Origin of the sequence: Sphingobacterium suaedae, assembly GCF_042684625.1 — a bacterium.
GTDB lineage: Bacteria > Bacteroidota > Bacteroidia > Sphingobacteriales > Sphingobacteriaceae > Sphingobacterium > Sphingobacterium suaedae.
In genome coordinates this window covers 352,253-368,123 of the sequence record NZ_JBHULR010000015.1, presented here as the reverse complement: position 1 = coordinate 368,123, position 15,871 = coordinate 352,253, and the positions used below count along the sequence as shown (strand labels likewise).

At 46.8% G+C, this 15,871-nt stretch carries 11 protein-coding genes; 5 read left to right on the top strand and 6 right to left on the bottom strand.

The window, feature by feature from the left end; translation table 11 throughout:
* Window positions 1–75 precede the first annotated feature (75 nt).
* On the bottom strand, window positions 76–1,065 hold the full coding sequence (locus ACFSR5_RS17265) for a mannose-1-phosphate guanylyltransferase (protein ID WP_380905716.1): 990 nt from the start codon (window positions 1,063–1,065) through the stop codon (window positions 76–78).
* 6 nt (window positions 1,066–1,071) lie between these two features.
* Complete coding sequence (locus ACFSR5_RS17260; protein ID WP_380905715.1) at window positions 1,072–1,620, bottom strand: 3'-5' exonuclease; 549 nt, start codon at window positions 1,618–1,620, stop codon at window positions 1,072–1,074.
* Window positions 1,621–2,269: 649 nt separating this feature from the next.
* On the opposite strand from ACFSR5_RS17260, the gene ACFSR5_RS17255 reads away from it, so the two are divergent.
* The 5 genes from ACFSR5_RS17255 (at window position 2,270) to ACFSR5_RS17235 (ending at window position 10,815) form a co-directional block, all read left to right on the top strand.
* The gene (locus tag ACFSR5_RS17255) at window positions 2,270–2,869 is read left to right on the top strand and encodes an RNA polymerase sigma factor (RefSeq protein WP_380905714.1); all 600 of its coding nucleotides are present in this window, start codon (window positions 2,270–2,272) and stop codon (window positions 2,867–2,869) included.
* 79 nt (window positions 2,870–2,948) lie between these two features.
* Window positions 2,949–4,040, top strand: a complete 1,092-nt coding sequence (locus tag ACFSR5_RS17250) for a FecR family protein (protein WP_380905713.1) — start codon at window positions 2,949–2,951, stop codon at window positions 4,038–4,040.
* Between the two features lie 16 nt (window positions 4,041–4,056).
* The gene (locus tag ACFSR5_RS17245) at window positions 4,057–7,158 is read left to right on the top strand and encodes a SusC/RagA family TonB-linked outer membrane protein (protein ID WP_380905712.1); all 3,102 of its coding nucleotides are present in this window, start codon (window positions 4,057–4,059) and stop codon (window positions 7,156–7,158) included.
* Between the two features lie 18 nt (window positions 7,159–7,176).
* The gene (locus ACFSR5_RS17240; RefSeq protein ID WP_380905711.1) at window positions 7,177–8,745 is read left to right on the top strand and encodes a RagB/SusD family nutrient uptake outer membrane protein; all 1,569 of its coding nucleotides are present in this window, start codon (window positions 7,177–7,179) and stop codon (window positions 8,743–8,745) included.
* A gap of 126 nt (window positions 8,746–8,871) precedes the next feature.
* Complete coding sequence (locus tag ACFSR5_RS17235; RefSeq protein WP_380905710.1) at window positions 8,872–10,815, top strand: alkaline phosphatase; 1,944 nt, start codon at window positions 8,872–8,874, stop codon at window positions 10,813–10,815.
* Between the two features lie 301 nt (window positions 10,816–11,116).
* Here ACFSR5_RS17235 and ACFSR5_RS17230 read toward each other — a convergent pair whose 3' ends face one another.
* From ACFSR5_RS17230 to ACFSR5_RS17215, 4 genes are read right to left on the bottom strand one after another with little or no spacing between them, the layout of a single operon-like run.
* Window positions 11,117–11,986: an endonuclease/exonuclease/phosphatase family protein gene (locus ACFSR5_RS17230; RefSeq protein ID WP_380905709.1), complete on the bottom strand. Its 870-nt coding sequence runs from the start codon at window positions 11,984–11,986 to the stop codon at window positions 11,117–11,119.
* Between the two features lie 34 nt (window positions 11,987–12,020).
* Window positions 12,021–12,908 carry a phosphodiester glycosidase family protein gene (locus tag ACFSR5_RS17225; protein WP_380905708.1) on the bottom strand — a complete coding sequence of 296 codons (888 nt, stop codon included), beginning with the start codon at window positions 12,906–12,908 and terminating at the stop codon, window positions 12,021–12,023.
* A 6-nt stretch (window positions 12,909–12,914) separates the two neighbouring features.
* On the bottom strand, window positions 12,915–14,075 hold the full coding sequence (locus tag ACFSR5_RS17220) for a YdcF family protein (protein ID WP_380905707.1): 1,161 nt from the start codon (window positions 14,073–14,075) through the stop codon (window positions 12,915–12,917).
* Between the two features lie 4 nt (window positions 14,076–14,079).
* Entirely contained in the window at window positions 14,080–15,783 is a 1,704-nt protein-coding gene (locus tag ACFSR5_RS17215; protein ID WP_380905706.1) for a right-handed parallel beta-helix repeat-containing protein, read from the bottom strand.
* Between the last annotated feature and the right edge of the window lie 88 nt (window positions 15,784–15,871).

Below are 15,871 nucleotides of genomic sequence, written 5' to 3'. Positions count from 1 at the left end.
TAAAGTTCATTGATGATTGATAGCGTTTCTTATCAGACCGCCGCGTCGTTCGGTGTCCGACGCGCAAGACCGCTATCAGATTAAATTCGAATTTTCTTTTTCGAGCTGTTCGTAAATATGTTTGACATCCTGAGCATAGGCCTTGTCCATGATCAGCAATGCATCATCCGTATTAACCACCACACAGTTTTGAACGCCTAAAAAAACCGTGTGTTTGGTCTCGCCGATAACAATATTTCCTTGTTCGTCTTTTGGATGTCCTTTGGCAATGAGATAATCGTATAACGAGTCAAAGGATCCCATATCAGACCACTGGAAAAACGACGGCACCACTTTAATGGTGTCGCTGCGCTCCATAATCGCATAGTCTACACTTTTCGATGGAATTTTTTTAGACAGATCCCAATCTAACACGCCGTCTTTGGCCGCTTCGAATGCCGTCTTTGACGCGGAGAACACCTTCGGATCAAAACGTTCGAGTTCGTGCAGGAAGGTCGATGCTTTGAAACAGAAAATCCCCGAGTTCCACAGAAAATTTCCACTTTTCAGAAAATCCTTCGCTGTCTCGAAATTAGGCTTCTCCCGAAACGAAAGCACGTCGTTCCCCTCGGATTCAATATATCCATACCCCGTTTCCGGACGGGTAGGATTAATGCCGAAGGTCACCAGAAATCCTTCGCGCGCAAATTCTATCCCACGCTTGATGGCCTGCAGGTATTGTTCTTCGCCCTCGATCAGATGATCTGAAGGCGTGACAATAAGGATGTCATCCGGACCAGCGGCAAAAGCTGCAAAGGCAATAGCCGCCGCGGTATTTCGAGGTACGGCCTCGACGATAATCTCATGAGATACCTTCTGCAGATCTTCTTTCGCCAGATCTATATTCTGAACCGACCCGACCAACATCACGTGCTGACAGACCTTTTGGTTCCGTTCGATCGTTAAAGCAAAAAGAGATTTGTTGTTGAAGATAGGGAGATACTGTTTCGGTTTTGATTTTCGGGATAAAGGCCATAACCGTGATCCGACGCCTCCAGAGAGGATAACATTAATAATTCTTTCCATAAACGCTTAGCTTGCTTTTTGTTCTTCCAATGGAAAATGTTGCTCCACCAAGGCTGCAGTGATCTGTTCGCGCATCAGATACAGCTGCGCGCTTGCTTTCGCGTCAGACAGCGGGTCATGGTGGTTAAGCTCTATTCCCATAATACGACAACAAATGCTCAATTTAGTTTTTTTAAACCCTTTAGATCTGTAGATCTTACTTGTACAATCCCACAAGGGCGATAATCCTAATTGTGTGTACTCCAGTCCGTAGAACTTCATCGTTTTCATGAGCACCTCACGATCGAACTTTTCATTGTGTGCCACCATGTGAGAACCGGACAGGTAACTTTCAATCTGGGGGTATAATTCCAGGAATGTCGGCGAGTTTGCCGTATCCTTTGGTTTAATGCCGTGCACACGTGTCGTTTGCCACATATATTCATTTTTGGGCGGACGCACCAAGCTATGAAATTGATGGACGATTTCTCCGTCGACCACCTTTACTATTCCCACCGCACACACACTGGTATATGCAGCTGTTGCCAACTCAAAATCTATCGCTGTAAAGGTCATGTTCACTTTTTATACAAAGGTGCTATGTTTGAACTATAAAAACAAAAAGCTTACGTTAAAAAGTATACATCGGATGATCCTCTATATTATACTCAACGAATATCATTAAATTGCTTATATCATGTAAACTTAACGAAAATAGCATGTTTTTCAAATCTTTGTAGGTTTGAAAAGTATCAAGATATTGTGTCGGCAACACTTTACGTGGTATATATGCAAGCTCATTCAATGGTATAGAAACTGGTTTTGGCACAAAGATTCCATTATGGCTTTTCGGGTTTCTATATTATTGTAAATCATTGAACATATGGATTCCAATGCAAATGTGGCATCCGAATTGTCAAGATATGTAGTATTCTATTATATAGATGATTAATCCTTAACGATCAAACCGATTTCTCTACACACTTCCCCTCATCTTAAAAAATAGTCTCCTTTCGTATAAATCCAATGTTTTTCCCAACAGTTTTTTTAGTCGACAATCTGATGCAAAGAAAAAATCAGTGCCGTCTGATTGTACTATCCTAAACTAGAACCTACAAAATGGTAATACTTAATAATTATATAACATCAAATTAATCCTTCTCTCCGGCGTTTTTCAATAGTTTTGCTGCGATTTTCCATATTAACCGAGGGTAAAGTAGCGGACATGGCGCAAATAATTAACGAGGAACAGGATATCGACCACTTGGTCAGAGGCGACAAAAAAGCCTTTGACCGGTTGTACTTGCAGTACCATAAAGCTGTCCATGCGAACATCCTAAAATTTGTTAAGGATCCAACTTTGGCTGAGGATGTTCTGCAGGATGTGTTTCTCTCCATGTGGCAGAACAGGTTTAAATTCGAAGGTAAAGACTCGATAGGTGGGTGGCTGTTCGTTGTCAGTTATAATAGATCGCTCAATATACTACGCAGTAAATTAAGGGCATCCATCGAGTATGTCGATACCTACCCTACGGATCCCGTAGCTTCCAATGACGCACAAGAAACTGAGGTAGAGCACCTCCTACAGCTCAGCCTTTTGGAAGAGGCGGTCAATAATCTTCCCGCCAGAAAAAAAGAAGTATTTAAACTTTGTCGCTATGAAGGCCGCTCCAAAGCCGACGTCGCCGAGCTTCTGGGAATTAGCCAGCAGTCCGTTTCAGATTATCTTAAACAATCCAACGCAGCGATCAGGGAGTACGTAAGCCAACATTACCCGCGCTATGCGACAAGCGCTCTCAGTCTACTGATCCTTCTGGTCAGATAATGATTTATTGATTTTTTGTTAACAGTAACTTAATCCAAAAAGGCATCCCCATTCCTTCTATACCGTGTATTTACAGTAGATGAAGGAACAAATTGGGAAACAGATTGCAGATTTTTGGAAAGGGTTACTCTCTAAAGAGCAACAACAGGATCTTCTCGGTGATATCCAAATACAGGAGAAAGAGATTCAAGAGGACCTGAAAAGTGTTTTTGGAATTGAACGTAGAGAAGACGGATTAGCTACCGACGAGCGGTACGAAAATTTGCTCAAAAATATCCACGCTAAGATGGAAGTTCCCGAGCAAAAAGAACAACGAACATTCCGGTTGACCAGCTGGTCTATAGCTGCAGCAGCTTTACTAGCGATCGCACTGGGGTTTTATACATTCAGCAACCAAAATGAATATAACGATCTAGGAGTACAAGATATCGCAAAGATCAGTGACACCGTACAGCTTATAAATGATCAGCCCAAAGAACAATCAGCCGTCCTGGCCGACGGCTCAACCGTTATACTCTCTCCAGGCAGCTCGCTGACCTATACGAAACATTATGGCGAGTCCGACCGTAAGATAAAATTGGTTGGGCGCGGGCGTTTTAAAGTCGCTCGCGACACGTCGCTGCCTTTTGTCGTGTGGGCAAACGGATATACCACGACGGCCCTTGGCACCGATTTCACGGTGGATACCCGTCGGCCGGACCAATTGGACATCCATCTATTATCGGGAAAAATTATGGTGAAGGCCGAGCCAGGAGCTAAAGTACTCATGGACAATCAATATCTCTCACCGGGAGACAAGCTACACATCCTTACCAATACGGGTTCCATCACATTGGACAAAGCAAAGAAAAAGCCTTCTGCTGTACTTAAACATATCTGCGAGCCGCCAGCTCGTCCTGCTGACGAGGTTATTTCCTTTCGGGATAGTCCGTTGGATTCTGTATTTCAATCTATTGCCCACAAAAAAGGTGTTAGCATATCTACAAACACGGTTGATTTAACTGGGCTCACGTTCACCGGAGAATTTCAATCCAGTGAGTCTACCAAATCCATCATCGGCATCGTCTGCCAGATGAACGGGCTCCGTTTCACGGAAACCGCTGAAGGAAACATAATAATAGCTAAAAAGGTGACAGAGCTATCGGCTCAAACATTAGAAGAACATAATTAAACAAACAAATAGACACATGAAAAAAAGAAACGTTGTCAGGAATGTTAGATTGGCTATGAGTGGTCTCGCACTGTTCGTGGCAGCCAACGCATGGGCACAGTCCGGCGGACAGCTGCGCGGTACCATTATGGACCACACCGGCGTGACGATACCCGGCGCAACTGTACAGCTGCTGGACGAAAATGGAAGAGCAGTGGCACAAGTCGCCACGGATGCCAAAGGGATGTTCACACTCGGAGGGGTAAACGCTACAGGAAACTACCGTATCAAAGTGAGCATGATCGGCTACCAACCTTACGAAACGGCAGCTAAAAAAGTGAAAGAAGGAGAAAGCAACTCCATGCTTATCCGTTTAAATGAAGAGTCTTCGGAACTTACCGAAGTAGTTGTCGTAGGCTACGGACAACAGCGGCGCGGCGACCTAACCACAGCGATCAGTTCTCTTCCCAATGTAAGCACACAGGTAGATCGCCCTGTCACCAACTTGGGCGATATGATGCAAGGGAATGTAGCTGGTGTTACGGTCATGTCTGCGGGTGGCGATCCCTCTCAAAATCCGAAAGTATTGATCCGGGGAATGAATTCATTGAATGATAACGAGCCTTTATATGTAGTTGATGGTATGCCCTATTACGGCGGCCCCATCAACCCCAATGATATTGAGACGGTAAATATCCTAAAAGATGCGGCAGCGGCCGCAATCTACGGAGCACAGGCATCTTCCGGTGTTATTGTTATCACCACGAAAAGCGGAAAAGCGGGCACTCCGAAGTTAAATGTAGATGTATATCGTGGATGGCAGAATGCGAGCAACTTACCAACGGCGCTAAATGCAGAGCAGTACGCCAATGCTTACAATACAGCATATACCAACGACGGGCTAACGCCCCTCCCTGCGCACGACGCTACGCAGAACCCCTGGGGTCAGGTCACCCGTACCAACTGGATGGAAGAAATTTTCCAAACTGGGGATATTTTAAATGCCAATGTTCAGCTTTCCGGCGGTGGTGAAAAAGCAACATACAGCTCATCATTCGGTTACCACGACAAGGAAGGTCTTCTTTTAAACACAGGATATAAACGGTTCACATACCGGTTGAAATCGAATTTCGACTTAAGCGATCGCATTATGGTAGGGCAAAATTTTTATGTAAACCACACCACAACACGCGGAACAAATACTGAAAGTAGTTACAGCGGATCGATTATCAATGCGATCTACATGAACCCGGCGGCTCCGGTGTATGATGAGAACGGCCTGTTCCATGGAACGGTACCTCAGAATCTATCAGGCTTTTCCAGCGCCTATGGAGATACATACAACCCTGTCGCTCTACTCAAGCGTCCGATAGTGAATAACCCTACGTTGAACCTGAACGGTAATGCATTTGCTTCGGTAAAAATCATCGAAGGCCTGACATTCAAGTCAAACTTTTCCTTGAACATGAGACAATATTCCTACAAGCGCTTTGATCCGAAGATACCGGAGATTGGCCGCGCTAATGGAAATAATTACCTAACACATGAAGAACAGCGCGAGAATCGCTGGATCTGGGATCAGCAGTTAAACTATAACAAAAGCTTTGGTCTGCATAACCTAGATGCTGTGGCGGTGTATTCTGCGCAAAAAACGCGTTATGAACAATTTTATCTACAAGCCAGAGGATTTGAACGTGAAGAAGATTGGAACCAGTATATCGGCAATGCTGCTGAGGTTCCTGAAATGCCGGTCAGCGATGTATGGGAAGATGCCCTGACTTCGGCCATCGCGCGGGTCAACTACAACTATGCGAACCGTTACTATTTGGGCGCAAGTATACGTCAAGACCGTAGCTCCCGCCTTTCAGAAGAAAACCGTTCAGATGTATTCCCTTCCGTGTCAGCAGCTTGGAAAATATCATCAGAGCCTTTCTTTAAAAGCAGCTTCATCAACGATCTTAAGCTACGGGCATCTTGGGGCCAGATCGGGAACATCCGTTCTGTGGACAAATACGCCTACAATATCCCGTTGACAACCAATCAGTCTACTCCACTGGGCGACAACAATACGCTAGTGCGGCACTATGCGGTGACCAAACAGTTTAATCCGGATATTATCTGGGAACGTACAGAATCGCTGGATATCGGTTTGGACCTGACCGTACTGAACAAACTGAGCATCAACGCGGATTACTACAGAAAGACCACTCTGGGAATGATCCAAGAGAATGAGGCGAATCCACACCTCGGTCTGGAAAGAGGATCGACAGCTAACGTTGGCGACGTATTGAACAAAGGTTTCGAATTTGGCGCGCGTTACAACGATCAATTTGGGGATTGGAAATTGGGATTAAACGCCAATATCGGGTTCAATGAAAACGAACTGCTAAATCTTGATGGATACTATAACGATTTTATAGCCCATAGTTCGCATGTACGCGGCGTGTTGCTACCCTACAGATCAACGGCCGGGCAGCCGCTTTATTCGTACTACATGATTCCTACAGCAGGTATTTTTGCCTCCGATCAGGAAGCCGCAGATTATAAAGGTGCAAATGGCAACGTCCTTCAGGACCAAGCTAAAGGAGGAGATCTACGCTTTGTGGACAGCAATGGCGATGGTGCGATTAATGATGATGATAGACAGTATATGGGAAGTGCAATTCCTAAATTCACCTACGGCTTTTCAGCGAACCTGGAATATAAAAATTTCGACCTGAGCATCTTAACCTATGGTGTCGGCGGAACAAAGATCTTCAACGGATACAAGTACACGGCTTTTAATGCTGGTTTAAACGGTTACAACCTGGACGCACGTGTCCTTGACGCCTGGACTCCGGAAAATACGGACGCTACGATTCCACGCCTAACGCGCCAAGATCCAAACAGTAACTTTGGAACGGTATCGGACTTTTACTTGGAAGATGGGGACTATTTCCGCATCAAAAACATTACACTTGGCTACCGCATTCCAGAATTACTGGGCAAACTACAGTCAAGAGTCTATTTCTCCGCTGAAAATCCATTCACCTTCACTTCGTATTCAGGAATCGATCCAGAAGTCGGTGATATCGGACTCGATGTAGGTAGATATCCACTAGCTAAGACCTTCACCGTAGGATTAAATGTCAATTTTTAAAAGTCAAAAAGCGTAACAATGAATTTAAGATTTAATAAATATATAGCATTAGCAGTGATCGGTCTTAGCATGAGCACCCAATCCTGCAACAAATCGTTCACAGACCTGACCCCGGAGGGATCTATCACCGACGCGAATTACTGGAAGTCGGAAACTGACGCGATCTTCGCTGCCAACGGGCTTTACGAGCATTTCAGCGACGACGCTATGTTCGGTCGCGGTCTTTTCTGGTATGTGAACGCTTCCGACGACATGGTAACCGGACGTACCGACGCCGGCTCGGCCGCCGTACGAAACTTCACCGCTACAGGCAGTGAAAGCCGTGTCAACAGTATGTACAAGAAATTCTATCAGATCATCCAACGCGCCAATACCATTATATCAAAGGTACCGGCCATGGAAATCGGAGATGAGGTAAAAAACCGCGTACTGGGAGAAGCCTATTTTATGCGCGGATACGCATATTTCTATCTAGCGCAGTACTACGGTGACCAGCGTGCGGGAATACCGATCGTCACCGAGGAAAATATGCAAGAACTGCATTTTGATAGACCGGCCCATGTTAGCGAAAACTTCGAGCAGATTCAAGCAGACTTACTAAAGGCTGCAGAACTTCTTCCTTTGGTTACAGCTTACAAAGGTGATGACCTGGGACGTGCTAACAAAGATGCCGCGTTCGCTTATCTTGCTAAGACAAACCTCCAATGGGCACGATACGATCAGAGCAAATGGGCTGAGGTCGTGAAATACTGTGATATGGTGACTAACTCAGGGTCCGGCCGTGCGCTAATCGACACCGACAACCCTGCCGAAGACTTTGCGAGTGTTTTCTACATCCAGAACAATTACTCTTCAGAGTATATTTTCTCCGTCGTTTCAAACCGTACACGAGGCTCGATTTTACCGGCTGTGATGTTCGAAAACACCGGATATGGTATGTACAACGGATGGGGATATTTTCATCCCACGCTCGAATTGTACAACTCCTTTGAAAAAGGCGACGCCCGCTTGAAGGCGACAATCTTGGAATTCGGAGATACCTACACGCTTTTTGGAGAGGAGAGAAAATACTATTCATCCAACTCACAGACGGGTTTCCAGTTTAATAAATACATGCACCCGTTCCGCACACCGGCCTCTGAGCATTTAAATCCAAACGGAGATTACCCTACTTCCGACCTGAACATACCGCTGGTAAGATACGCCGACATCCTGTTGATGAAAGCCGAGGGACTCATCCAACAAGGCCAAAATGCGGACGCGCTAATCAATCAAGTACGTGACCGCGCTGGCCTTCCTGATATCCAAGGAGCGGACATGGCTGACCTTAAACAAGAACGCAGATCAGAATTTGCAGGAGAATACACAGACCGCCATTCCGACCTTGTCCGTTGGGGCGATGCGAAGGCCGCATATGCAAAGCCAGCCACTGGCAGACAGCATGTGAACAAGGCGGACCCGGAATCTGACTTTACCGTATTTGAAGCTTGGCCGGCACGGAACTTTGATCCATCGATACATCATGTGTGGCCGATTCCGCCTCAGGACCTGAGCAATGCCAAGATACCACAAAACGAAGGTTGGTAATCGGCAAAACACCTTTTTCATAACCTGGATGACTGCTTCACTGGCTGGACTACACGGAGCAGTCATCCTTTCTCTTGCTTAAGGAACCTTATAAAACGTACATTTGATCAACAGCGAAAAAGAAAAATGAGAACTAGAAACCTTAAAAAGTTCTGTTGCATGTTAGGGATGGCGATCCCCGTCATAGCGGCCGCCCAGCAGCCTGATATGCACAGCCGCTTCGAGCAGCTTATGTTTGGCGAACGACAAAGCGCCACCGTATCGGTTAGGGGACATAGCCATAACGATTACAAACAGGATATCCCCTTTTTTACTGCCCATTATGCCGGGATGGAGTCGATAGAGGTAGATCTGTTCCTGTACCAGGATTCACTGTACGCGGCGCATGAAAAAAAGGAAATCAAGCAGGGCCTTACGTTGGAAAGGACATATTTGCAGCCCCTCGCCTCTCTATTTGAAAAAAACGGAGGTAAACCTTTCGCTGAACCAAGCAAGCAGTTGCAGCTGCTTTTGGACTTTAAGGAAGATTACAAGAAGCTCATGCCTCCCCTACTTTCGCTACTGGAAAGCTACCGTTTCCTGGTCGATCCACAGCTGTCCAAAACACCGGTCAAAATAGTCATAAGCGGTAATATGCCCCCTGCTCAGGAGTTCGAAAAATTTCCGTCCTGGATCTACTTTGACGGCCGTCCGGGAATAACATATACCGCAGCACAGCAGAAACATCTCGCAATGATCAGCGACGACCTGAAATCTTATACGCACTGGAACGGGAAAGGTGTGCCTGCTCCGGACGCCCTACGCAGGATACAGCACCAGGCATCCCAAGCACAGATGATGGGGATTCCGTTCCGTCTATGGGGTACCCCTGAGAGTGTGAATACGTGGCTTACCCTAGAGAAAATGGGCATCACCTGGCTCAACACAGATCATCCCGTCACCCTGAAAGAATATATTGGCAGCCTTGCCTCAAGCCGTTACCGGTCCGCTAAGGCATATGAGGTTTATCAGCCATCGTATAACTCCGACGGGAAAGATGCAAGCAACGTGAAAAACGTGATCCTGTTAATCGGCGACGGTATGGGAATGGGTCACGTTCAGGCAGCGATTTCGGCAAACAGAGGCCAGACACATATGAGTCAGATGAAACATATCGGCTTTTCGTTCACCAGTTCCTTTAGCCCAGGAAATACAGACTCCGGCGCTGGTGGTTCTGCCATTGCTACGGGGCAGAAAACGTTTAACGAACACCTGAGCGTGGACACCAACGGCAATGCGTTGCCACGGATTCCCTCCATTATCCGGCCTCAGGGAATACATTCAGGCATTATCACCACGGGAGATCTCTCGGATGCCACGCCTGCAGCGTTCTATACCTCCCACAAGGACCGCAACGCGTCGGAAGCTATTACCGAGTCGTTAACGCGCACTAACGATATTGATATCCTGATCGGCGGAAAGCCGGGCGCCTATCAAGATGCCGGGAAATGGCAAACATTAGCATCCGGATTAAGGGCGAATAAATTTGCGTTGCCAAACACGAAACAAGAATTCGTTAGCAACAGATCTGAAAAAGCTATCTATTTTCTTTCGGACTCCCTGACAAAACCTGTAAAGGACGGTCGCGGACCAATTCTTGCGGAGATGCTATCTGCTACGATAGCAAAGCTCAACAATCGCGATAAGGGTTTCTTCATTATGGCCGAAGGAGCGCAGATCGACTGGGGAGGACATGCGCGCGACATGGAATACACCTTAACAGAAACGCAAGACTTTGACTTGGCTGTAGGCGAAGCTTTACGGTTTGCAGATAAGGATGGAAGAACCTTAGTGATTGTCGTAGCGGACCATGAAACTGGGGCTCTGTCGCTTCTGGACACGGACTGGAGATCGGGATACGTGCACGGAAATTTTGCCTCCAATGACCACAGCAGTATGGTTGTACCGGTCATGGCTTACGGCCCAGCGGCACAGGATTTTACCGGATTTTTCCAGAATACCGCCATCTTCGATCGGATTGTCGCACTCTTTCAGAAAAACGGTGATGAGATCGGCGAATCGAAAAGGTAGATAGCCCGCTTGCCCAGACTATAGCCCTGTGACATATGGGACGACCGGTTTATCATTGTTGACCTATAAAACGTCCGGAGGTGTCTAATATATTAGCCGTCGTCATCGTTACAATAAGGAGGAAGCTGACGAAGCAATCTGACCATGTCAAAACATAGATTGCTTCGCCGCGCTTCCTCTATAAATACATCTTTCTGGGGCGCCTCGAGGCGAAGACAGCAAAATTATCTCACCAACATGGTTTACCTCGAAACGAGTGCACGCATCATCCGCCAGGCGATGGCACGGCGTTTTGGTCCCATCAACGTTTCAGTTTTAGTTTCATCATCATCGGATAATGGTCCGAGTGGTTATCGGTAAATTGGTCGACAATCACTTCTGCTTTTGTTACGCGTGAGGAAAACCTTTTACTGACGAATATATAATCAATACGTGTAGGCACATCGCGTCCTTGCTTTGGTTCAAAACGCCTCGGGTGCACCGTCTTCACAAATTCTGGATGATGGATTTTTAGCGCATCGGAAAATCCGGCCGCCAGAACTTCATCGATGACCTGATAATCTATTTTATTATCGATAAGCTTTTTATAGGGCGGATACTTCGCTTCGTACTTTCGGAGATTTTCCTTTAGTCGTCCATCCCGATAAGCCAGCGAATCGACGGAGGAAAAGGAATTGAAATCACCCATCAATACCCAATCCGTTATCTGGGGCTGATTTTTTACGTGGGCCAATAACAAATCTACCTCCGTTCTTCTGGTGCGATAGTCAAATGGACTTAAATGCAAGACGATAAACGTTTGCCCACCAATTGTTGCCTGGATAAACCCCCTATCCATATTGTCCGTCACCTTTTGTACGCCAGTAATAGGATACTTAGAAGTAAAGGCGACCGGATATTTCTCTCCTTCGATAAGCAGTACGGCATACCTGTGGCCGTAACTTCTTGCCCATTCTTCCAGACTAGACTGGGTAAAACCTGTCACCTCCTGAAGCCCCACCACGTCGGCGTCTTGCTTTCGGAACCATTCGGAGAATACGTGCTTGTTCGCCGTCGTGTCGGTTTTCATGCCGACATAGATATTGTAACTAATTATTTTTAGCTCTTTCATTTGCGCCTGCGAGGCAAACATGATGCACATCAACAGGAGAGTAAACTGTATTTTTCTCATTTCTTTTTCGCTTATAGATCAATGGCTTCCTTGTTTACGGAGCCTTCACTAAAATTGCAGTAGCTACTTCCCGCTGTCCATTATGATCGAATATGCCATTGTCGGTTGGATGGTTAACCACGCCCTGACTCTTTGTCCACGCAGTCGATGAGCCGCCACCGTCCATATTCACGGCGGCAGTGCAACCTAACGAAAGCATGAGTTCAGCAAGCTGAGCTGTCGTAAGTCCTTGCGATTGCGTGTTGCGTCCGTCGACAACGACCATGATAAAATGATTATCGGATGTAACACCAATAACCGTCCTAGGATGCCGTGTCGTGTTGAAGGTGTGGTTCAGTTGTGGCACTTCTTCTCCGTCATACACCAGCAGTGGTCCTCCCGCCAGGACATACGGAGCGGGTACGTCATCCCATCCATTTACTGGTTTCTTAACGATACCAGGTCTGCCTGCCGCTGAGATTGTAAATGCGGCATTTTCCCGAAAGGAATCGAAATTCGGGACAGTTTGCGTAATAACCGCACCGTTCTTCTTAAAATAAACCGTAGAGCCCCCATAGTTTGCACCGAAGTAACTTCCGTTGATTGCCACATCGGCTCCCGCTTGTTCACTCACTTCGCTGACCGTAAATAGATCGCCGGTAGCGGTATGCGGAATTTCAAACGTCGGATTTTTGCTCAGGTCAATATCTAAAATATTAATGTATTGACGGGAATCAAAAATGCTGGCGAAGTGAAAATGTTTCCATACAATGCCTTCGGCAATCTCAACAGGTTGCCAATCGGTCTCCTCGATAAGCTCACCTAAACCACCGTCTGAGACGACTTCTTCTACATACGGGAGTTGCGTTCCGTCATCATATTTCTGACAGGCAGTAAAGGTCGCTGTCGCTATAAACAGAAAATAAACAAAGATCTTTTTCATGTGCTTTTAGTTGTTTGTCGTTAATTCTACCCACTCCAATTTCAGTGGTGCCAGGGTAGCGTGTCCTGTATTTTTTAGGTGAAATGTTAGCGTTTCCCGATTTTTAAACAGGCAAACCTGCTGGCTGTCGGGATCGTATGTCGCGGCACTTATATCACCATTTGCCCAACCATACGGAAAGGCGTTAATCCATTCTTTCATTAGCAGCGACTTTTGAACGTGGTATTGGTCGTCTTGCTTTCGCGCGATATAAACAGCATCTCCCGAAAATAGATAAAGCAGGTCTGCTGCGATAAAGCCGGCATCCACGTGATATACGTTTCCTGGAAGGCCCTGCACCCATTGCTGTAGCGCCCGGTATCCGGCGATCCTCTGGGACGGTAGATGTCGGCTCTGAAGCTCAAGCCCTCGGATTAGGTGCAGTTGTTTTCCCTTGGTGTCCTCAATAACCGCGTCTATCTGTCCCTCCCAAGTGGGAGGCAGCTCCACAAACAGATCTTGTAATGACGAGACTTTCGGAGGGTGACCGCTACCATCCAATTGGTAGACCCGATCCAAAAACAGCAAATGCTGCTCTTTGTCCAAATAGAATACACCTAAGGGCGTTGGCCATGTACTGCGCACAATAAACGCTCGGTTATCCGTTATTTTATTAAAAATCCCGACATAATCCAAGGGCGCTCCAGCAGGTGGATCCAGATCCCCTTCTATAAAAAAGCGCGCATCTACCTGGTCGTATTTACGAAATCTGGCAGCCACAGCAATGGCATGCCAATGGTCCGAAACGACAAAGAGACGATCGCCCGGCTGGATTATCCGCTGGCCAGATTCATCAGCAAGCGCCCTGGAAAAAACATAATTCTGCGCTGTCGTCTTCGAATTTTCCTCTTTATATATCTTCTCGCCAGAGATGCCATTTTCTTCCAGCAATGCTTTCATTTCTGTCGCCTCGCAGATGGTGGAGGCATGCGCTGCACACCCTCCGGACACGATAATTTTATCAATGGGGGTGCTCTGGTATAGCTTTATGGCAACGGCTATCCGCTTCTGGAGGATTTCGCGTTTATCAGATCCGAGTACCAGCATGATATTTTTGGAAGCTTTCTGGCCATGGCCAGAAAGCACCAAAAATATCCAGATCACGAGCAAGAAATTTTGCTTTCCCATATGCTTACCGGACTAGTGCTCCCATCACCTTTTTGTTCTCCCGGCTTTCCCCTTCCAAGTCCCGAAGGATCTCTGAATTTAGAATCGGTGTATAGCCCTTGCCTATCACGTCCAGTGCCGATGCTGCCAGACCATAGACTTGTGCGGGATTGTCTTCGCCGATCAATCTAAACCCATTTCCGAGCATCGTTTGTGGGCGAAAAGTTATGCCGGAGAGCGCTGTGCCGGCATCGCTATATACCGAACTTCCCTCGATTACACTCTTCCGTATAGGTGCTGCGGCTTCCGCTTCGTAGGCATCGACATCACTGCTGGATGCGCTTTGCACATTCCCGGAAACAATCGTGTTAATTAAAGTAAGTTTATTGGTGTTTTGCCTACGAAAAATGCCGCCGCCCGGACCTGCCGCTCCATTAGCAGTTATGGTGCTGGAAATGATATCTCCCGTACTGTTGTCGTACAGCATTACCCCTCCACCACCATTGCCAGAGGTCGTGACATTGCCGGTGACCAAACAGTTGACAAGAATAATTTTAGAATTCTGACGGGCATAAATGCCCGCACCAAAGGAAGTATTATTGTTATCCTGTACCTTTGTATTATACAAATGGACTTCTGCATTGGGGAAAGCGTGTACCCCAGAAGCCGTTCCTTTCGCATAATTTGCGTTCACCTCACTGTCAAAAATCAGGGCTTTAGATTCATTCACCCAAAGTCCGCCGCCGTTGTTTACGCCATTGCTATTTTTATTTATTTTGCTGTTACGAATTTCCACTTCAGCGCCACCGAATATATAAAGTCCAGCACATTGCCCTGCCACTCCGGCACGGGAACTCGCTACGTTTTCAACGACGGCAACCTGATCTAAAAGCACCTTTGATCCTCCAATGATCATCCCGCCACCATTGCCCCGGCTAAACTGTTTATCGCCCACGGTGATGTTAATCCCGCGATCGGCCGCATCGCCGTCCCTCATGGTGATCCCCTCTAAGACTACCCGTTCATCAGTCGCAACCGGTGCCGTGATGGTCACCACGTGAAAAGATTTAGCACCGCCGGCTTGCAGCCCTGAAAACACGGTTTTATAACGTGTTGGATCAGCGGTAGTGCCATTTGTTGCTGCTGCAGGGTATCCACCGATCAGGTGGATATTTTTGCTAATTTCGAACGTAAGATCTCCGGGATTTGACGCATCTCCACCCGAGATAACTTTGGAAGGGACGTAGGTTCCTTCAGCCAGATGGATCACGCTGCCACTTGTGGCATTTTGCAGCGCGGTCGCCAGGTTTGCGGCTTGTTCCCATGAACGACCGTTACCATTCCCATCCGGTTTTACATAAAAGATGCTTACCAATCCTGCCTCCTGGAGCACGAGCAGTTCTTTGGAGCTCTCGTCTGCGGTGTTCACGGTAATCGTTCCGCTACGTTCTTCACCGTCGTTGGTGAGTGTGGAGAACCCGACCCGATGCTTGCCCTTGCCAAGTGCTGTCGTGTCCAATTGTATCCAATCGACATCCGTGGATAGCGTGGCGTCGTTATTAGATAGCAGATCAAAAAAATACGTACTGCTTTTTCCGGTGACGACTAGATAATCTGTATTGACCAGCAATACAGGTTCAAACGTTTCTTGTGATTTCTTGCATCCCCAACACACAAAGATGGCGGTCAGCATCACAAAGAGGCTGATGATAACAGGTTGCTTTTTCATTGTTCATCAATCGATTATATACGATCAAACGGCTCTAAACTTGTGTTCTTATTTATTGTGGTCAGTTTACCTGGGACGCCCAGGGAAG

What these genes read in the sequence shown, in the direction of transcription:
- ACFSR5_RS17265 (WP_380905716.1), bottom strand. Translation starts at nt 1,065, where the DNA reads ATGGAAAGAATTATTAATGTTATCCTCTCTGGAGGCGTCGGATCACGG.
- ACFSR5_RS17260 (WP_380905715.1), bottom strand. Translation starts at nt 1,620, where the DNA reads ATGACCTTTACAGCGATAGATTTTGAGTTGGCAACAGCTGCATATACC.
- ACFSR5_RS17255 (WP_380905714.1), top strand. Translation starts at nt 2,270, where the DNA reads ATGGCGCAAATAATTAACGAGGAACAGGATATCGACCACTTGGTCAGA.
- ACFSR5_RS17250 (WP_380905713.1), top strand. Translation starts at nt 2,949, where the DNA reads ATGAAGGAACAAATTGGGAAACAGATTGCAGATTTTTGGAAAGGGTTA.
- ACFSR5_RS17245 (WP_380905712.1), top strand. Translation starts at nt 4,057, where the DNA reads ATGAAAAAAAGAAACGTTGTCAGGAATGTTAGATTGGCTATGAGTGGT.
- ACFSR5_RS17240 (WP_380905711.1), top strand. Translation starts at nt 7,177, where the DNA reads ATGAATTTAAGATTTAATAAATATATAGCATTAGCAGTGATCGGTCTT.
- ACFSR5_RS17235 (WP_380905710.1), top strand. Translation starts at nt 8,872, where the DNA reads ATGAGAACTAGAAACCTTAAAAAGTTCTGTTGCATGTTAGGGATGGCG.
- ACFSR5_RS17230 (WP_380905709.1), bottom strand. Translation starts at nt 11,986, where the DNA reads ATGAGAAAAATACAGTTTACTCTCCTGTTGATGTGCATCATGTTTGCC.
- ACFSR5_RS17225 (WP_380905708.1), bottom strand. Translation starts at nt 12,908, where the DNA reads ATGAAAAAGATCTTTGTTTATTTTCTGTTTATAGCGACAGCGACCTTT.
- ACFSR5_RS17220 (WP_380905707.1), bottom strand. Translation starts at nt 14,075, where the DNA reads ATGGGAAAGCAAAATTTCTTGCTCGTGATCTGGATATTTTTGGTGCTT.
- ACFSR5_RS17215 (WP_380905706.1), bottom strand. Translation starts at nt 15,783, where the DNA reads ATGAAAAAGCAACCTGTTATCATCAGCCTCTTTGTGATGCTGACCGCC.